20 protein-coding genes are annotated in these 18,226 nt (G+C 39.1%); 12 read left to right on the top strand and 8 right to left on the bottom strand.

Going from position 1 to position 18,226, the window contains the following annotated elements; genetic code table 11:
• Nucleotides 1-4: 4 nt before the first annotated feature.
• The 7 genes from OGI71_RS16045 (at nt 5) to purE (ending at nt 5,910) form a co-directional block, all read left to right on the top strand.
• The gene (locus tag OGI71_RS16045) at nt 5-595 is read left to right on the top strand and encodes a sigma-70 family RNA polymerase sigma factor (RefSeq protein WP_077437828.1); all 591 of its coding nucleotides are present in this window, start codon (nt 5-7) and stop codon (nt 593-595) included.
• Between the two features lie 231 nt (nt 596-826).
• Entirely contained in the window at nt 827-1,522 is a 696-nt protein-coding gene (locus OGI71_RS16040; RefSeq protein WP_282250250.1) for a zinc metallopeptidase, read from the top strand.
• 135 nt (nt 1,523-1,657) lie between these two features.
• Nucleotides 1,658-2,998, top strand: coding sequence for a signal recognition particle protein (ffh, locus tag OGI71_RS16035; protein WP_259186461.1), 1,341 nt, complete (start codon nt 1,658-1,660; stop codon nt 2,996-2,998).
• A 126-nt stretch (nt 2,999-3,124) separates the two neighbouring features.
• Nucleotides 3,125-3,712 carry an NADH-quinone oxidoreductase subunit A gene (locus OGI71_RS16030; RefSeq protein ID WP_282250248.1) on the top strand — a complete coding sequence of 196 codons (588 nt, stop codon included), beginning with the start codon at nt 3,125-3,127 and terminating at the stop codon, nt 3,710-3,712.
• Nucleotides 3,713-3,714: 2 nt separating this feature from the next.
• Nucleotides 3,715-4,218: an NADH-quinone oxidoreductase subunit B gene (locus OGI71_RS16025; protein WP_223583930.1), complete on the top strand. Its 504-nt coding sequence runs from the start codon at nt 3,715-3,717 to the stop codon at nt 4,216-4,218.
• 32 nt (nt 4,219-4,250) lie between these two features.
• The gene (locus OGI71_RS16020) at nt 4,251-5,393 is read left to right on the top strand and encodes a 5-(carboxyamino)imidazole ribonucleotide synthase (RefSeq protein ID WP_282250247.1); all 1,143 of its coding nucleotides are present in this window, start codon (nt 4,251-4,253) and stop codon (nt 5,391-5,393) included.
• Between the two features lie 7 nt (nt 5,394-5,400).
• Nucleotides 5,401-5,910 carry a 5-(carboxyamino)imidazole ribonucleotide mutase gene (gene purE, locus OGI71_RS16015; protein WP_282250246.1) on the top strand — a complete coding sequence of 170 codons (510 nt, stop codon included), beginning with the start codon at nt 5,401-5,403 and terminating at the stop codon, nt 5,908-5,910.
• A 43-nt stretch (nt 5,911-5,953) separates the two neighbouring features.
• Here the strand turns inward: purE and OGI71_RS16010 are convergent, their stop codons facing one another.
• The 4 genes from OGI71_RS16010 to bshA form a co-directional block, all read right to left on the bottom strand.
• The gene (locus OGI71_RS16010) at nt 5,954-6,937 is read right to left on the bottom strand and encodes a sugar phosphate isomerase/epimerase (protein ID WP_282250245.1); all 984 of its coding nucleotides are present in this window, start codon (nt 6,935-6,937) and stop codon (nt 5,954-5,956) included.
• Between the two features lie 254 nt (nt 6,938-7,191).
• Entirely contained in the window at nt 7,192-7,755 is a 564-nt protein-coding gene (gene frr / locus OGI71_RS16005; protein WP_223583934.1) for a ribosome recycling factor, read from the bottom strand.
• A gap of 28 nt (nt 7,756-7,783) precedes the next feature.
• Nucleotides 7,784-8,488, bottom strand: a complete 705-nt coding sequence (gene pyrH / locus OGI71_RS16000) for a UMP kinase (protein WP_075991132.1) — start codon at nt 8,486-8,488, stop codon at nt 7,784-7,786.
• Nucleotides 8,489-8,562: 74 nt separating this feature from the next.
• On the bottom strand, nt 8,563-9,705 hold the full coding sequence (bshA, locus tag OGI71_RS15995) for an N-acetyl-alpha-D-glucosaminyl L-malate synthase BshA (RefSeq protein WP_223583935.1): 1,143 nt from the start codon (nt 9,703-9,705) through the stop codon (nt 8,563-8,565).
• A 208-nt stretch (nt 9,706-9,913) separates the two neighbouring features.
• Between bshA and OGI71_RS15990 the strand changes: the two genes are divergently transcribed.
• From OGI71_RS15990 to OGI71_RS15970, 5 genes are all read left to right on the top strand, one after another.
• The gene (locus tag OGI71_RS15990; protein ID WP_282250240.1) at nt 9,914-10,633 is read left to right on the top strand and encodes a DUF1003 domain-containing protein; all 720 of its coding nucleotides are present in this window, start codon (nt 9,914-9,916) and stop codon (nt 10,631-10,633) included.
• Nucleotides 10,630-11,034: an alternative ribosome rescue aminoacyl-tRNA hydrolase ArfB gene (arfB, locus tag OGI71_RS15985; RefSeq protein WP_282250239.1), complete on the top strand. Its 405-nt coding sequence runs from the start codon at nt 10,630-10,632 to the stop codon at nt 11,032-11,034. The genes OGI71_RS15990 and arfB overlap by 4 nt, the downstream gene beginning before the upstream one ends.
• A 149-nt stretch (nt 11,035-11,183) precedes the next feature.
• Nucleotides 11,184-11,552: a BlaI/MecI/CopY family transcriptional regulator gene (locus OGI71_RS15980; protein ID WP_282250238.1), complete on the top strand. Its 369-nt coding sequence runs from the start codon at nt 11,184-11,186 to the stop codon at nt 11,550-11,552.
• Nucleotides 11,553-11,581: 29 nt separating this feature from the next.
• On the top strand, nt 11,582-13,621 hold the full coding sequence (locus OGI71_RS15975) for an energy transducer TonB (protein WP_282250237.1): 2,040 nt from the start codon (nt 11,582-11,584) through the stop codon (nt 13,619-13,621).
• Between the two features lie 12 nt (nt 13,622-13,633).
• Nucleotides 13,634-14,527 carry a hypothetical protein gene (locus tag OGI71_RS15970; protein ID WP_282250236.1) on the top strand — a complete coding sequence of 298 codons (894 nt, stop codon included), beginning with the start codon at nt 13,634-13,636 and terminating at the stop codon, nt 14,525-14,527.
• 36 nt (nt 14,528-14,563) lie between these two features.
• Here the strand turns inward: OGI71_RS15970 and OGI71_RS15965 are convergent, their stop codons facing one another.
• From OGI71_RS15965 to rpiB, 4 genes are all read right to left on the bottom strand, one after another.
• Nucleotides 14,564-14,854: a chaperone modulator CbpM gene (locus tag OGI71_RS15965; protein ID WP_282250235.1), complete on the bottom strand. Its 291-nt coding sequence runs from the start codon at nt 14,852-14,854 to the stop codon at nt 14,564-14,566.
• A gap of 4 nt (nt 14,855-14,858) precedes the next feature.
• The gene (locus OGI71_RS15960) at nt 14,859-15,794 is read right to left on the bottom strand and encodes a J domain-containing protein (RefSeq protein WP_282250234.1); all 936 of its coding nucleotides are present in this window, start codon (nt 15,792-15,794) and stop codon (nt 14,859-14,861) included.
• 127 nt (nt 15,795-15,921) lie between these two features.
• A complete protein-coding gene (locus OGI71_RS15955; RefSeq protein ID WP_282250233.1) occupies nt 15,922-17,496 on the bottom strand; it encodes a M28 family peptidase in 1,575 nt (524 codons plus the stop codon).
• A gap of 272 nt (nt 17,497-17,768) precedes the next feature.
• Complete coding sequence (rpiB, locus tag OGI71_RS15950; RefSeq protein ID WP_282250232.1) at nt 17,769-18,215, bottom strand: ribose 5-phosphate isomerase B; 447 nt, start codon at nt 18,213-18,215, stop codon at nt 17,769-17,771.
• Nucleotides 18,216-18,226: the final 11 nt, after the last annotated feature.

Below are 18,226 nucleotides of genomic sequence, written 5' to 3'. Positions count from 1 at the left end.
ACGTATGAGACTTTTGAAAAGTAAGAGTGATCAAGAATTGATCCAAATGTATGTCGGGGGCCAAGAGTCCGGCCTAGAGGCATTGTTGAATCGATATAAATCGAAAATTTACACCTCTATATATATGAAAGTAAAAGACGAATATCTTGCTGAAGATATTTTCCAGGAGACTTTCATTAAAATCATCAACACATTAAAATCGGGCAAGTACAATGAAGAGGGGAAATTCTTGCCTTGGGCTATCCGTATTGCCCACAATATGATCGTTGACTTTTTTAGAAAAGCCAAACGGGCCCCAAATATTGTGAATGCTGATGGTTTTGACATTTTTGAAGTATTGGAATTCAGTGATGAAAGTGCTGAATCTAAGATGCTGAAACAACAGGTCGATGTCGACTTAAAGAAAATGATCCAGAAACTGCCTGATGATCAGAAAGAGGTTTTAATTATGCGTCACTTCTGTGATATGAGTTTTAAGGATATTGCTGAGATAACAGAGGTGAGTATCAATACTGCCTTAGGAAGAATGCGCTATGCATTGAGCAATTTACGTAAAATGATAGAAGGTTCTGATTTGGTCTTTCAGATGGGATAATCGAATAAGTAGTATAATTTAGAAAATAACAATCGAAGGGAGTGAGTTTTCACTCCCTTTTTTATGCTACAATGTCATGTCGGCATCAGAAGAAATTGTTCTTTTTGTCAGTTATGCGCTTTTTACTATCTTAGAAGTTCATGCCTTTATCAATTTATAGGAATTGGAATGAGGTTTGATGATTATATTGAAACTATTAAAAAGAGAATAACGATAAAAATATAAAAAGCTATGTACTTGATTTTATTTATTGGAATAATGGTGGTAAGCCTAATTGTCCAGACGAGATTTAAAAACAAATTTAAGAAGTATTCAGAGATGCCATTGGGGAATGGAATGTCTGGTGGTGAGATTGCGCAGAAAATGCTAAATGATAATGGTATATATGATGTGAAGGTACTGTCGATTCCTGATCGCTTGGGAGATCATTACAATCCATCGGATAAAACGGTCAACTTGAGTCCTGAAGTATATAGTGGTCGCAGTGTTGCGGCAGCAGCGGTAGCGGCCCATGAATGTGGTCATGCTGTACAACACGCGAAAGCATATAAATGGTTAGGTTTCCGTTCAGCGATGGTACCAATGGTCAATGCGGCTTCCAAACTAACCTCATGGGTATTGATGCTCGGTGTGATGTTATTTGCATTTTCCAAAGGCGGCAATCCATGGTTGTTAGCGGTAGGTGTAGGTGCATTGGCGATCACAACAATATTCTCGTTCATCACACTTCCTGTGGAATTTGATGCTTCAAACCGCGCTTTGGAATGGTTGAACCATGCCGGTGTTACTTACAATGGTGAGGAGCATGACGGTGCAAAAGATGCGTTAAAATGGGCTGCTATGACTTATGTTGTCGCGGCTTTGAGTGCCCTGGTCACACTTTTATACTATGCTTCCATCTTATTTGGTGGGCGTAGGAGCGACTAATGAGTAGTCGTATAACTCGAGTATACAAAGAAATGCGATTATTTTTAATAGTCGCATTTTTTATGGGGTGTTAATGAGGTTACTACAGACAATTTTTTTAACTTTGCTGTTTATATAGAATAAGATTCAGATTTTATGTTTTCAAATCTTCAAGATAAGCTAGATAGGGCCTTTAAGGTATTAAAAGGACAAGGCAGTATTACCGAAATCAACGTTGCGGAAACGATGAAAGAAATTCGCAAAGCATTGTTGGATGCCGATGTGAATTATAAGACTGCTAAAACTTTTACAGATGATGTTAGACAAAAAGCTTTAGGGCAGAATGTATTGACAAGTATTTCTCCGGGTCAGTTGTTGACTAAAATCATGAATGATGAGTTGACAGAATTGATGGGCGGGTCTGTCACAGAGTTGGAGATTGGTAAAAATCCTACTGTTATTTTGATCGCAGGTCTGAATGGTGCTGGTAAAACAACTTTTTCTGGTAAGCTGGCATTATTCCTGAAAGATAAAAAGAATAAAAAACCATTATTGGTCGCAGGTGACGTTTATCGTCCAGCAGCAATTGATCAATTGGAGGTATTGGCTGAACAAGTTGGTGTTCCTGTTTATGTTGATAGAGCGTCAACAGATCCAATTGCTATTGCGAAAGCAGGTGTTGAAGAGGCAAAGCGCAATGGCCATAATGTTGTAATCATCGATACCGCTGGTCGTCTGGCCATAGATGAGCCTTTGATGGTGGAGATCACTGCTGTTAAGGAAGCGACAAAACCAGATGAGATCTTATTTGTCGTTGACTCGATGACTGGTCAGGATGCTGTCAATACAGCGAAAACATTCAACGATCGTCTTGATTTTACAGGTGTTGTATTGACCAAATTAGATGGTGATACACGTGGTGGTGCTGCGCTATCGATTAAATCTGTTGTCAATAAACCAATTAAGTTTATCGGTACCGGAGAGAAGATGGATGCATTGGACGTTTTCTATCCAGATCGTATGGCGTCCCGTATTTTGGGCATGGGTGACGTGGTATCCTTGGTGGAGCGTGCGCAACAACAGTTCGACGAAAAGCAAGCTGCGGAGCTTCAAAAGAAAATCCGTAAGAATAAATTTGATTTCAATGATTTCAAATCCCAGATCCAACAGATCAAAAAAATGGGTAACATGAAAGATTTGATGGGCATGATTCCTGGCGTAGGAAAAGCGATGAAGGATATTGAAGTCGATGATAATGCATTCAAACCTATTGAAGCCATCATTGATTCGATGACACCTTTTGAGCGAGAAAATCCGGATGTAATAGATCAAAAACGTCGTTTGCGTATTGCGAAAGGTTCGGGAACTGACGTTAATGAAGTGAACAAATTGTTGAAGCAATTTGGTGACATGCGTAAAGTGATGAAACAAATGTCCAATCCTGCAATGGCCGCTAAGTTGATGCGCAATATGCCTAAAATGCCTGGGAAAATGTAATTTTAATATATTGTTATATACGGTGGGGCATTGTAAGCATACAATGCCCCATTTTTTTAATAAATAATTTGTAATTTCAAGTTCCTCGCTAGAGTAAACGAAATAATTGTTAAATTTGTAATTATTATGGATGACCCCGCACAATTATCGGAATACGGCAAAATCCTTATCATTCTGCTGATAGGGGCATTGTTAGTCTGTGCGACCATTTTTCTAGCACGTTTAATCTCTCCCAAAAAGAATAATCCCATTAAATCTGGTACTTACGAATGTGGCGAAGATCCTATCGGTTCCTCTTGGGTACAATTCAATCCTCGATTTTATGTCATCGCTTTAGTGTTCCTGCTTTTTGATGTTGAGCTCATCTTTATTTTTCCTTGGGCTACAGTATTTGGACAATCAGAATACATTGCCGCAGACGGCAGATGGGGATGGTTTACGATGATTGAAATGGCGATGTTTATCGGTATTTTAATCTTGGGATTGGTTTTTGTCTGGAAAAAAGGAGATTTGGAATGGGTGAAACCCAATGTATCTCTACCTAAGGTTCCTGTAAATATTCCTCAAAGTGCTTATTCAACATTGAACAACAGCAGCTATCAAGTACGGGACTATAGGGAGCCGGCGGTTGCGGTCGTAGAGAATACTGTTGCGCAAGAGGTGACAGCTGCGCCAAAGATTGCTTTTAAACCTCGATTTAAAAAACCTGAGTAAGCATGAGTTTAGATAGTCAACTGCAAAATAATGGTGTCGTTGTTGCCAAATTGGATGATCTGCTAAACTGGGCAAGACTTTCTTCGATGTGGCCGATGAGTTTTGGTATTGCCTGTTGTGCGATCGAAATGATGGGAGCTATGGCTTCAACATATGATCTAGATCGGATGGGTGTTTTTCCTAGACCTTCACCGAGACAATCAGATGTTATTATTATTGCTGGTACTGTAACATTTAAAATGGCAGACCGTATAAAAAAACTATACGAACAGATGCCTGATCCTAAATATGTAATCTCAATGGGATCCTGTTCTAATTGTGGAGGACCTTATTGGCAGCATGGTTATCACGTAGTGAAGGGGGTGGATCGAATTATCCCGGTGGATGTGTATGTGCAAGGATGCCCACCACGTCCGGAAGCACTGATAGGTGCTTTTATTGAACTGCAAAAAAAAATAGATAAAGAAAGCTTATTGGGCGAACTGTTGTTCAAGGAAAAAGCTTAAAAGATAAATTTTATAAGATTTTAGAATCAATTATGGCAAAAGATTTTTATGGCGAACTGCAATTAGGCATTCTTGGTGGTGGTCAACTCGGAAGAATGTTAATCCAGGAAGCCATTAATTACAATGTAAACGTTCATGTACTGGATCCCGATAAGAATGCTCCTTGTCGTAAACTGTGCAATAAATTTGAATGTGGTTCATTGAGCGATTTTGAGACAGTATATAATTTTGGTAAAGACCTAGATTTGATTACTATCGAGATCGAAAAAGTAAATGTTGATGCATTGGAGAAACTGGAAGAAGAGGGGGTAATCGTTTATCCGCAGTCGCGTATTATTCGCCTGATCCAGGATAAGGGATTACAGAAACAGTTTTTTAAACAAAATGATATCCCGACTTCTGCGTTTCAGTTGATATCAACTAAAGATAATTTAACAAATGCTTCGTTGAGTTTACCCTACATTCAAAAACTACGTAGAGATGGGTATGATGGAAAAGGCGTAAAGAAGATCGTTACTGAAGCGGATATTCAGGATGCCTTTGAAGAGCCGAGTTTGATTGAAGAGTGGGTAGATTTTGAAAAGGAAATCGCTGTTATTGTTGCACGTAACGATAGAGGTGATGTCTCCACTTTTCCAATGGTAGAAATGGAATTTAATCCTCAAGCTAATTTAGTGGAATTTCTTATCGCGCCATCATTATATGGTGTAGAGATCCAGCAACGTGCAGAAGCAATTGCGAAGAAAATCGCGGATGATCTGCAGATCGTCGGTTTGCTTGCAGTGGAAATGTTCCTAACGAAAAATGGTGATATTCTGGTGAATGAACTGGCACCGCGCCCACATAATAGCGGCCATCAAACCATCGAAGGAAATTATGTTTCTCAATTTGCACAACATCTAAGAGCGATATTCAATTTACCTTTGGGTGATACACGATGTCGGACAAACGCTGTCATGATCAATCTACTGGGTGAAGATGGTTATGAGGGCTTGGCAAAATATGATGGAGTAGAGGAGGTGTTGGCCATGGAAGGAGTCTATTTACATCTGTATGGCAAGAAGTATACAAAGCCATTCCGCAAGATGGGGCATATCTGCATCATCAATGATGATCGGGATAAAGCAATCTCCAACGCAAGAAAAGTACAAGAAATATTAAAAGTTAAAGCTTAATAATACTATGTCAGTCAATAATAAGGCCCAGGTAGGCATTATCATGGGAAGTAAATCTGATCTTCCTGTTATGCAGGATGCCATCGATGTCCTGAAAGTCCTTGGAGTAGAATTTGAGGTCACAATCGTTTCGGCGCACCGTACGCCGCAACGTATGTTTGATTATGCTAAAAATGCTGCATCTCGTGGTTTAAGAGTAATTATTGCGGGAGCTGGTGGAGCTGCGCATTTACCAGGAATGGTGGCTTCAATCACGCATTTGCCTGTAATCGGTGTACCTGTAAAATCATCCAACTCTATTGATGGGTGGGATTCGGTACTATCCATCTTGCAGATGCCTAATGGTATCCCTGTAGCAACAGTCGCACTAAATGCTGCAAAAAATGCAGGTATATTAGCTGCTCAGATCCTGGGCACTTATGATGAGACAATAAGTAAAAACATTATTGATTTTAAAGAGGAATTAGCACGGAAAGTGATTGAAACTGCGGTCGAAGTAGAGAATACACAATTCTAAGGGGATTTATCAAATAAAAAAGGGAAGCATTTGCTTCCCTTTTTTATTTGATAAGATTTGCCTGAACGTAATCGTAGCTTTTCTTAAGACTTTCCATCTTGTTCGGCATGTAGATGTCGTCTTGCTCTACGAAAGCGTATTTCAGACCCGATTTAACCTTTTCTTTGACAATTTCGGGGAAAGGGATACTTCCGGTACCAACTTCGGTATATTTGATATCTTTAAAGATCTGTTCAACCGGTAACTTACCATCCTTAGGCCATTCGATCGGATTTGATTTTGTACGGTCCATATCCTTCACATGCCATAGTTTAAATCTATTGGGGAATTTTTCAAATATGGATATAGGGTTTTTCCCAGCTTTCTCAGCCCAGAAAAGATCAAGCTCAAAATCGACAAGATCAGGTTCCGTAAAAGCCAACATGACATCTTCACCTGTAGCATTGTTTCCTAAGTCCCTAAATTCCCAAAAATGGTTGTGGTAAGCAACCTTTAGCCCCAGCTTTTTTGCTTGTTCACCGGCCTTATTGAGCTGTTCGGCGGCATAAAGATAGTCATCTTTTTTAAGCGCATTAATGTCGAACATTGGTGTCACTGGCGCAATCACATATTCCTGTCCGAGTTCTTTTGCTGCATCAAAGTAAACTGCTAAATCTTCTTTATCGGTATGTGATTTACTGAGATATTTAGACATATCATAGTGTCCTGAGTGCGTTTTTAGGCCATTGTCATCCAGAATCTTTTTTAACTCTTTATAGGATAATTTCCAGAACTGTTTGGCAGTAGGATCTATGCCATAAAGCTCGACATGTTTGTAGCCAATTTTTGCGACCTGCTCCAAAGAACCTTTCGGATCTTTATCCATCAAATCACGTATGGAGTACAGCTGTACCCCTATATTTTGCAATGGATTGTCACTGACAGCACCCGTTTTATTTTGACAAGATATCAAGTTGGGCATCAGATAAGCTGCCGAAAGACCTATTCCAGCTTGCTTTAAAAATTGACGGCGAGAATTGTTCATCATATAACTGATTATGTGTTAGTGTACAATGTACAATTATTTTGTTCAAAAATCAATAAAACATGGTGGAATATTTTTGTGAAAGGATAATATTGAATTATCAGAAAACAAGAAAGAGCTTGTGTAAAAAGTAAAAACAAACCCGCTGAAAATTGCACATTTACTAAAGGGAGGGGGAGGATACAAACAGCAATAAAAAAAAACGAGGATGTCCAAGCTTTTGAACATCCTCGTTTTGTGTGTTTAAGAATAAGGACTTAAACAGTCATGATATCTTTTTCTTTCAGTTCAGACAGATTATCAACTTTTACAATGTATGCATCAGTCAATTTTTGGACCTCCCCTTCAGCGGTTTTGATTTCGTCTTCTGAGGCACCATCATTTTTTAATTTTTTGATGGACTCATTGGTGTCTTTGCGGATGTTACGGATACCTATACGGCCTCTTTCAGTCTCTTCCTTTACTTTTTTCACCAAGTCACGTCTTCTTTCTTCTGTCAAAGGCGGGATATTCAAACGGATCACAATACCATCATTCTGTGGGTTGACACCAAGATTAGCATCCGTAATTGCTTTTTCAATTGCGTTGATGAGCGATTTTTCCCAAGGTTGGATGACAATAGTCCGAGCGTCAGTAGTATTGATGTTAGCTACTTGTGAAAGTGGAGTAGCACTACCATAATAATCGACTGAAATACCATCTAACATAGATGGAGAAGCTTTACCGGCACGAATTTTTGTTAATTCTGACTCCGTGTGAGCAACTGCTTTGGACATCTTGTCTTTACAATCGTCCAATTCAATTGAAATTAGTTCGTTCATATAAGATTACGTTTTTTACAGATATTAATTATTTTACCACAGTTCCAACATGTTCACCATTGGCAAGTTTCAATAAATTGCCGGGTTTGTTCATGTCAAATACAATGATTGGTAATTTGTTTTCTTGACAAAGGGTAAAGGCAGTCATATCCATTACATTTAATCCTTTCTCGTATACCTCCGTGAATGAGATTTCTTCGAATTTTGTTGCGCTAGGATCTTTCTCTGGGTCAGCAGTATAGATACCATCTACACGTGTTCCTTTTAGTACAGCATCCGCGTTGATTTCAATTGCGCGCAAAGAAGCTGCTGTATCCGTCGTGAAATATGGGTTTCCGGTACCAGCTCCGAAAATAACAATACGGCCTTTTTCCAAGTGGCGTACAGCTCTTCTGCGAATGAATGGTTCACAGATCTGCTCCATCTTGATAGCCGTTAGCAAACGTGTCTTTTTCCCTACTTTTTCAAGAGCATCTTGAAGTGCCATACTGTTGATTACAGTGGCAAGCATTCCCATATAGTCTGCTTGAACACGGTCCATCCCTGATTTTTCAGCACTCAAACCGCGGTAAATGTTACCACCACCGATAACAATTGCTATTTCTAAACCTTGATCGTGAATTTCTTTGATATCATTAGCGTATTGTGATACACGGTTAATATCGATACCATAGCTTTGGTCACCCATTAAGGATTCACCGCTAAGTTTTAATAAGATACGTTTGTATTTCATAATTGTTTTTTTGGAAATTTTCCAAAGGTCAAAGATAAAATTTTTTTTTCAACCCTTAAGGTCAAAAATGATATTTATTGCGCTTTTGTTGTTTGATCAATCACTTCGCGGTAATATTGTTCGTATAAAGGCATGATATTGGACAATTGGAATTTTTTTGCATGATTTAATGCTGCTTCTTTAAATTTCTCCAATCTGTCAGCATCTTCCAAAATATAGATCGCATTCTTGGCCATATCATCCACATCGCCCACATTGCTCAAAAATCCCGTTACACCGTTTTCATTCAGTTCGGGCAATCCACCTGTATTGGATGAAACAACCGGAACCTGGCAAGCCATTGCCTCTAAGGCCGCCAAACCAAAGCTCTCGGAGCTCGAAGGCATCAAGAAAAGGTCGGAAACGGACAAGATTTCTTCAACAGCATCCTGTTTACCCAAAAAACGAACATCCATACATACATCCAATTCTCTGGACAGTTCCTCCGCGTTGCGACGTTCAGGACCATCACCAACCATTAATAGTTTGGAGGGGATGACATCATGTACTTTCTTAAATATACGGATGACGTCTTCTGTATTTTTTACTTTTCTAAAATTGGAAGTATGAACCAAGATACGCTCATTGCCCGGAGCAATCGCTTTTTTGAAATGGGAGCGGTCCCTGTTGCTGAATCGATCGAGATCGATGAAGTTGGTAATCACTTTAATATCTCTAGAGATATCAAAATACCGGAGTGTCTCATCTTTTAGATTTTGTGAAACTGCGGTTACACCGTCTGACTGATTGATCGAGAAGGTGACGACAGGACTAAAGCTTTTATCTTTTCCAACCAGTGTAATATCTGTACCATGGAGAGTGGTTACCACAGGAATATTAATACCATAAGTCGTCAGTAATATTTGTTTTGCCATGAATGCAGCTGAAGCATGGGGAATGGCATAATGCACATGGATCAGATCCAGCTTCTCAAAACGTACGACATCAACCAGTTTACTGGCCAGCGCTGATTCGTAAGGTAAAAAGTCAAAAAGTGGATATTGAGATACTGCAACTTCGTGGTAATAAAGGTTTTCCGAAAAGAAATCTAGGCGTGCAGGTTGTCGGTAGGTTATAAAATGGATCTCATGTCCATTGGCTGCCAAAGCCTTTCCTAATTCCGTTGCCACAACACCACTGCCACCAAACGTGGGATAACAAACAATGCCTATTTTCATCTTTATGAATTGATTTTTAAAGCAGATGAAGCAACCAGATTTAATCAGCCTTTATTGAACGGAATAAATCAAGATGGTTTCATCTCTAATTTTTGTGTTGCAAATTTCGACTATTTATGCCTAAAATAACAAAAACCAATTGCCATAGTTTTGTGAATTTTTTGATTACTTAAAAAGCATTATCTTTAAGTAGACATTTAAGCGGTATATGGACAATTTTATCAGTGCTATCTCAGGGCAACAATTCCCTTTGGAACAACGTATTTTGGGAGCTTCTATTCGACAACCCATTTTTAAATTAATCCGGAAGGAATATCCAAATTTTGGGAAAGATAAATATATTGCCGCGACAGAACTGACACGGTTTAAGGAAGCTTATATTACTGAATTTTTAAAAGATGAGTCGGGACAACTCAGCCAACTGGATCAACAAGTTATACAGAGCTTTAAGGACAATAAGGTCATTAGCGCTAGCATGGATAACGATGGAGCAACAGCAGCCTCAGTAGGTGAACGTGTCGCAGACAAAGTCGCTGAATTTGGAGGAAGTTGGACGTTCATTATTTCTTTCGTTGTATTTTTGCTGATCTGGATCGCGGTCAATATGTATTGGTTAAATAATAAAGGTTTTGACCCTTATCCATTTATTTTGCTTAATCTGATCTTGTCCTGTGTGGCTGCGCTGCAGGCCCCGGTGATCATGATGAGCCAAAATAGGCAAGAAGCCAAGGATCGCGAGCGGGCGCGGAATGATTATATGGTTAATCTGAAGGCCGAGCTTGAAATCAGGGAACTACATGAGAAAATTGATCACCTCATTATTAGAAAAGAGCAGGAACTCGTTGATGTGCAGCGTGACCAAGTAGAAAAATTGGGCTTCCTGTTGCAGAAAATGGAAAAAATAGAAGAAGCGTTTAAAAACAAATGAATATAACAGGATTAATAGGGGAGCTGACCTTTAAATTTTCAAGATCGGGAGGAGCAGGGGGACAACATGTTAATAAGGTATCCTCCAAAGTTACCCTACAATGGAATGTGGAGCAGTCTGCAATTTTTTCGGTAGAAGAAAAGGCTGTGGTGGCTGAGAAGCTTTCGAATCGTATCAATAAAGAGGGAGTATTGCAATTGGAATCGGATACGGACCGCTCACAAGTACGAAATAAAGAAATAGCCATAGGTCGTTTTCTTAACTTATTGAAAGATGCGCTTGTGCCCTCCAAACCAAGAAAGAAAACCAAAATACCTTATTCCAGTGTGCTAAAAAGATTGGATCGGAAGAAGCAACAATCCCAATTGAAAGCTTCACGTAAACGAAGTTTTGAGGATTAATTCGTTATCAAAAAGTGTTTGGTTAAATTTTATTATATTAATAATCAATGTTTTGTGTATATAACTAAAGAAATAGTTGTAAAACTATTTCTTTAGTTATATACTTGTATTGTAATCGATTACAACAGTACTGTTAATAATAAGGAGTTATGGAAGATTTTAAAGAATTGACTAAAGCAGAAGAACAGATCATGCAGGAGCTTTGGGAAATGGAGCGTGGTTTTGTCAAAGATATCATTGACCGACTACCTGAACCGAAACCTGCTTACAATACAGTTTCAACGATAGTGCGTATTCTCGAAACCAAGGGTTTTGTGTCGCATGAGTCTTTTGGTAAAAGCCATCAGTATTTGCCGAAGATCTCAAAAGAGGAATATAAAAAAGGAATCACTGGTAAGTTGTTGAATAATTATTTTGATAATTCTCCCAAAAGTATGCTTTCTTATTTTCTGGAAGAGAATAAATTGGATGTCAAAGAATTAAACGATATTCTTTCGATCATCCAACAGAATAAATAACAACAACCACCTCTTATAAACTTTTGATTATGATTTACTTATTGATTGTCAATGTTTCATTGATTATCAGCTTTGCGCTCTATAGGCTGATTTTTCGAAAACTCACCTTCTTTCAATGGAATCGCGTCTATTTGATTGGGATGATATTTTTCTCGCTATTGGCACCCATCGGGATATTTATAGAATTACCGAAAGCAGAGATAATCGCGTACTCCATACCTATGGTGGATTTGAGTGGCTATATGGAGATCGCCATCAATAGCCCCAAAGAGCAACCAATTTCCTTGATAGACATCTTGACTTATGTATATTGGCTAGGTGTTGCAATTGCTTTCACGTTGTTGCTATTTCGGGTGATACTGTTGGTGCGTGCATTACGGGATGAACATGATTATCTAAGTTTCTCATTTTTCAATAAAATCATTATTGGAGAGTCTATCAAGGAGAAAAGTAGTATTGAATCACATGAGCGTGTTCATGTCGATCAGGGGCACTCTTATGATTTGCTTGTGATGGAGCTGTTGAAAATTTTCAACTGGTTTAATCCGATTTTATATTTCTTTCAAAAGGAGTTAAAGTTCCAGCATGAATGTATTGCCGACGAAATCTGTTCGACAGATAAGGTGGCCTATGCCGAAATGCTGGTCGCTCATGCGTTGCAGGTGGATCATTTACCACTGACGCATGAGTTTTCTAATCATTCATTTTTAAAGAAAAGAATTATGATGTTATTTAAGAATAAATCAGCACGGAAAAAGCGTTTGTTATATACCGCTGTATTGCCAATGCTGCTAGTTGTAGTTGGGTCTACACTGGTATTCAATACCACGCGTGCAAAGGATATTGTTTCAGATGTTGAAAGTTCGATCAATCAGGTGGAGATCGCAGGAGCAAAAGATGTAGCTACAGATCTTGAAAAGTTAATGGAGGCAAACGAAACACCTAAATCCAAATTGACTGCTATTGTTGAGCCTATTCAACCTGGTATCGAAGGTCATATTGCATTAAACAGTGAGGGAGGCAAGTTGATTCAGCAAGATACGACAAATCCTATGGCGAATGCTATTTTTACTGAGGTCGAAGTTATTCCCGAACCAGTAGGTGGAATGCGTAAATTTATGACTTGGGTTTCCAACAACTATGATTATCCGAAAGCCGCATTGGAAAATGCAGTGAATGGTGTTATTGAAATTTCATTTGTCGTGGAGCGGGATGGAAGCTTAACGGATCTCAAAATCAAAAAAGAGTTGGGCTATGGTACCGGCGAAGCTGCATTAAAGTTAATGAGAAGAGCAGAGAAATGGAGTTCCGGAGTGCAAAATGGTAGAAAAGTTCGTGTTGCTTATACTTTACCTATCCGTTTAAACTTGAGTCAGGGAGAAGATAAGCCAAACAAATCTGGCAAGGTATGGGCTGAACCAAAACTTGGTTATGAAGGGTTGAGAACTTGGTTTGCCAAAAATTTTAAAATGCCAAGATCAATATCCAATAAAGATATTGATCCGATCATTGAAAGTGTTTTCACAATTAATCCTGATGGTACTATAAAGTCTTTAATTGTTAGTACGGATCTTGGCAAAGAGTTTAGAGATCAAGCAACGAAATTATTGTCACAGTCCAAATGGGATCCGGTTTTGGAAAATGGTGTTCCCGTCGAGTCAAAGGCAGCTTTTTATTTCAAATTTAAACCTGATGGTGAATATGTGAAAAATTATACTCGTGTTGATGTAACATCGGAACCTATTGGAGGGATGATTGCATTGCGTGATTATGTCATGAAGAATTTTAATCCAAATTCGACAGGTGAAGACGGGAACGTCGTTGTGCAGTTTGTCGTCGAAAAAAATGGACAACTGAATAATTTTAAAGTAATCAGTACTCCTAGTACGAAGGCGGGTGATGAGCTTGTTCGATTGTTGCAGCGTGGAGCAAAGTGGAAACCCGGTATTCTTGATGGTAGTCCAATTAAAAATCAATATGAACTGACGTTAAGGGTAATGAAGAGGAATGCAGATCTTTATAATGTTTATCGTTGGGAGGGGGTAAAGGTGCAAAAGATTAAATCGTAGGAGATCGATCGGATGTTTAGAAAAGAGAGAACATTGCTTGTATTTATTGTCTTGTTTCTGTGTTTTGTTTTATTGTCCTGCAAGTCCTATCAGGTTGTACCTAATGGTTATACGGTGGAAGGGGATGAATATTTTATCAATATTGATAAGGAACTCGCTGTATTTCTCGGGAATGATATTTTAAAGGAGGAAAATTGGGATGCGAATACCGGACCGATCAATGTGAGCAAGGTCAATGCCAAATACAAAAATGTACTCAAGCATCTAAATTACCAGGATACAGCTTACAAGGTATTATTTACAGGGAGACTGAAAGGGAAGTATAGCTATGATATGCTTGCTGTGATGAACAACTATCCGAATGTTAAAGGTCAGAAAAGTCATTTATTGGACTTAAGTACTTTCCAACGGGAGGAAAACAAGGAAGGGCGCTATTTCTACAGCATAAGTGAATTTAAAGGACAGAAGTTATTGCATTTTGTCATTCCGTTCAATGATCGGCTTTGGAAGGAAAAGATGGTCAGTATGATCTTTCTGCTTCCCACTGATTTTAATGATATCAATTGGGCGAAGGATATTGTGCAATCCAATGTCGCGATGTATCGGGACCGCTATGTTTTTACGCCGAGCAGGACGGAGATACAATGCCCTGATGATGGCAGTCGTTCACATCTGGACTATAAGATTCCTGAAGAGAAGATTAATAAAACTGGATATATGCTGATGAAAGCATACGGAGAGGTTGAAGGGAAGCGCACATTGGTAGTCTATCGGCTAATGAAACCAAATGATTTTTTTGGATCCTTCGTCGTTTGTAAAGGAGACTATGAAATTCTTTATACAACGCTGCAAGATAAAATCGTCTGGCAGACCAAAATCAATACAGAGAAGGATGTGGTATTCTAATTATTCTATTTTATGAAGAATTATTAAAGCCTTGGATTAATAATCCAGGGCTTTTAATTTATTTTTGAGCTGTAGAATTTCATGTTGAAGTTGCTCTACCTTATCCAATAGGTGATTGGCCACCTGAATTCCCTGCGGATTTACTTCCAGGTCGTAATAAAGATTTGACAAACGTTCCAGTTTCTTGAGTTCATCTTCATCAATAAATTGTTCTTCCTGTTGGATGATAATGTGAATAAGGCCATACTCTTCCATGGTCTGTAGAAAAGTTGTTTCAACTTTTCTGGATTGGCAGAAGTCAATAACTTTTATGAGTGTCGTTTCCATGAGATTATTGTTTTAAATCCTTCAGTTGCTGAAACAATGCTTTTTCCTCGTCGGAAAGATTGCTGGGCATTTTAATATTAAGGCTGACATAGAGGTCCCCAAATTCACCTTCTTTCCGGTAGAGTGGGAAACCCTTACCCTTGAGCCGCATTTTTGCCCCGTTTTGACTTTCGGGCTTTATCTTTAATTTGATCTTACCGCCAAAGGTATCGAGTGTCGCCTCGCCCCCTAAAATAGCCGTATAAAGATCGATATCCAGCGAAGTATACAGGTCATTTCCCTGTCGTTTGAAAGTTGCATCGGGAGTGATATTGATTGTAATATACAAATCGCCCTTAGGGCCTTCGTTGATCCCTTCACTACCGTATCCTTTTAATTTGATTTTCTGTCCATCCTCTACACCTGCATGGATTGTAATACGAATACTTTTACCATTGATATTAAAGGTTTGTTGATGGGTTGTATAGGCCTGTTGAAGGCTTAAACTCAATTCGGCATTAAAGTCCTGCCCGCGAAAAGTACTTTGCCTGCCACCGCCACGTCGGCTTCCAAACATCTGTTCGAAAAAATCTGAGAATTGGCCATCATCGAAATTTCCGGTATAATCTTGCGAACCGCCACTACCAGCAAATGGATTTCCTCCGGCACCAAATGGGTTGCCGCCACCAGATTGGGATTGTCTGTATTGTTGCTGCGCTTTTTCATATTCCTCCCCATGCTGCCAATGTTCGCCATATTGGTCATACTTTTTGCGTTTTTCTGGATCGGACAATACCTCATTTGCTTCATTAATCTCCTGAAAACGCTGTTTTGCCTCATTATCATTCGGGTTTACATCAGGATGGTATTTACGCGCTAATTTGCGATATGCTTTTTTGATATCATCTGCCGAAGCTGTTTTATCAATGTTAAGCACTTTATAGTAATCTACAAAAGCCATATGTATTTTGCTGTCTTGTAATAAATATAACAAATTTTTAAGCGCTTTGTTCTGCTTGTCAACCAAAAAAAAGGAAGTCCCAGGGTTTGATATCTGGGACTTCCTTTTTTGCGGTAAATTTGATTTGTTATTCTTTATTACTATCAATAATTAATCGCCCATCTCTATTGGCGATCTGCCATGCCGTGAAAAAGACCAACTTCTCCCGTTTGACCATTAATGGGAAATCAATTCTGTCATAGGTGTCGGCGGGTGTATGGTAGTCGGGATGAAGGCCCGAAAAATAGAAGATCGACGGTATACCTTTCTTTGCAAAGTTATAATGGTCTGATCTGTAATACAGACGCATTGGATCCTTTGGATTATCATACATATAATCTATTTCCAGTTTGGTGTTTTTTTCATTTTCATCTTTATTGATCTGATAAAGTTCAGAACTCAGTTTATCTGAACCGATCGCATGGATATAGTCATGATTACCCTTGAGGTGCTTATCATCTACACGGCCAATCATATCGATGTTGATACAGGCAACAGTATTTGCCAGTGGAAAGATTGGATTTTCGGTATAGAATTTAGAACCTAGTAAACCTTTTTCTTCAGCCGCATAAGTTATAAACAGGATACTGCGTCTTGGGCCATTACCAGCGGCTTTTGCACGGGAAAAACTGCGGGCAAGTTCCAGCACAGCGGTTGTTCCGGAGGCGTTGTCGTCAGCACCAAAAAAGATGTTTCCTTTGGAATCTTTGCCATCGTGATCGTAATGTCCACCAATGACAACAATTTCGTCTTTTTTGTCGGTTCCCTCCAGGTATCCCAGGATATTCGGGTCAGCTAAAGGTTTAGCATTTGTACCGAAGTCGGCCTTGAAATTGGTGTTAATCGCAAAAGAAATTGCTTGTCCAGAGCGGTTGATTTTGCCGACAACAGCGGCCAGATTTGTACGTGCAAGATTAAAGATATAATTCGCAGCATGATCCGTTATGTTGACGACTGGGATCATGGGCGATTTTTCGGGTGCGGGCTGATCTATAGCCAAGTTATAACGTCCTTCTGTCGCGCGGTCTCCTGCCTCTTCAAGCAATTGGGATAGCTGGCTGTTGACAGCTAATATCAATTTTGGTTTCTTCTTGAGAATTTCCTTAATTTTCTTATTCCTGCTCGTCGACCAGTCAGATGGAGTCTTCTTCCCGGTGATCCATGAATTTCCCTTATCATCCGTAGGTTCACTTTCGTTCAATAACAGGACAACTTTATTGGTCAGGTCTAAGCCCGTGATATCGGAATACTTTGGATCATCAATTCCATAGCCAATGAATATTATTTCGTTGCTTTCAAAAAGTTTCTCTTCGTTGTTTCCAATGACAAAAATATCCTTTCCATTTTGAAAAGGCCGGTCATTGATCGTAAACTGTTTGACCTTAAAACTATTATGTATAAGCTGTAGGGGCTGGAAATACGATCCATTTACAGGTGCTGAAAGTCCATATTTTTTGAACTCATTTGCGATATAATCCGCGGCCAACTGACCGCCTTTCTGTCCTGTTCCTCTTCCTTCAAAGTCCACCGAAGCAAGCGTTCGTAGATGCTTTTGTGTCGATTCTACAGTGATTTCATTTGCATATTTGGTATTGACATCCTGTGCCTGAGCACAACTCACCACAGAAAACGCTACCCAAATCAGGTTATGTATTTTCTTCATTTCGTATTTAGTATGTAGTATTGCCTATCGAGATCCTGGTGCTGTAAGCTTTGGCGCTGCGCTATACGCAATACTTTGTTATTGTTTAAAATAATATAAGATGATCACTGAATAACAATTAGCAATTGACACAGCGTATTATTATGTTCATAACAATATGATGTGATAGCAATGCTAACCTTTACCACCTTAGATCAGTACACAATATAACTAAAAAAGCGGATGAAAAGTATATTCTACCCTTCATCCGCTTCTTAAAATATGTTAATTTATTAACAGCTGCAAGCTATTTTATTGACACGATTGGCATGACGTCCACCTTCAAATTCGGTTGTCATAAAAGTTGATACGATCTTTTTAGCGAGATCAAGATCGATAAAACGGGCTGGGACACATACGACATTGGCATCGTTATGTTGACGTGCTAATGCAGAAATTTCTTCCAACCAACAGATTGCGGCACGGATATTTTGATGTTTATTGGCTGTGATCGCAACACCATTGGCACTGCCACATATCAATACACCAGCATCAGCCTCTTTATTCTCTACCGCCGATGCGACCGGATGTGCAAAATCTGGGTAATCGACTGAATCTGGGGAGTTTGTTCCAAAGTCGGTTACTTCATAACCCAATTCATTTAAAAAGCTAACCAATGCTGTTTTGTATTCAAAACCTGCATGGTCACTTCCAATCGCAATTTTCTTTACACTGCTCATTTCTATTGTTA

The organism is Sphingobacterium sp. ML3W (assembly GCF_029542085.1).
Classification (GTDB): Bacteria; Bacteroidota; Bacteroidia; order Sphingobacteriales; family Sphingobacteriaceae; genus Sphingobacterium.
The sequence above is the reverse complement of the archived record's forward strand: the minus strand, read 5'-3'. Positions and strand labels throughout refer to the sequence as shown.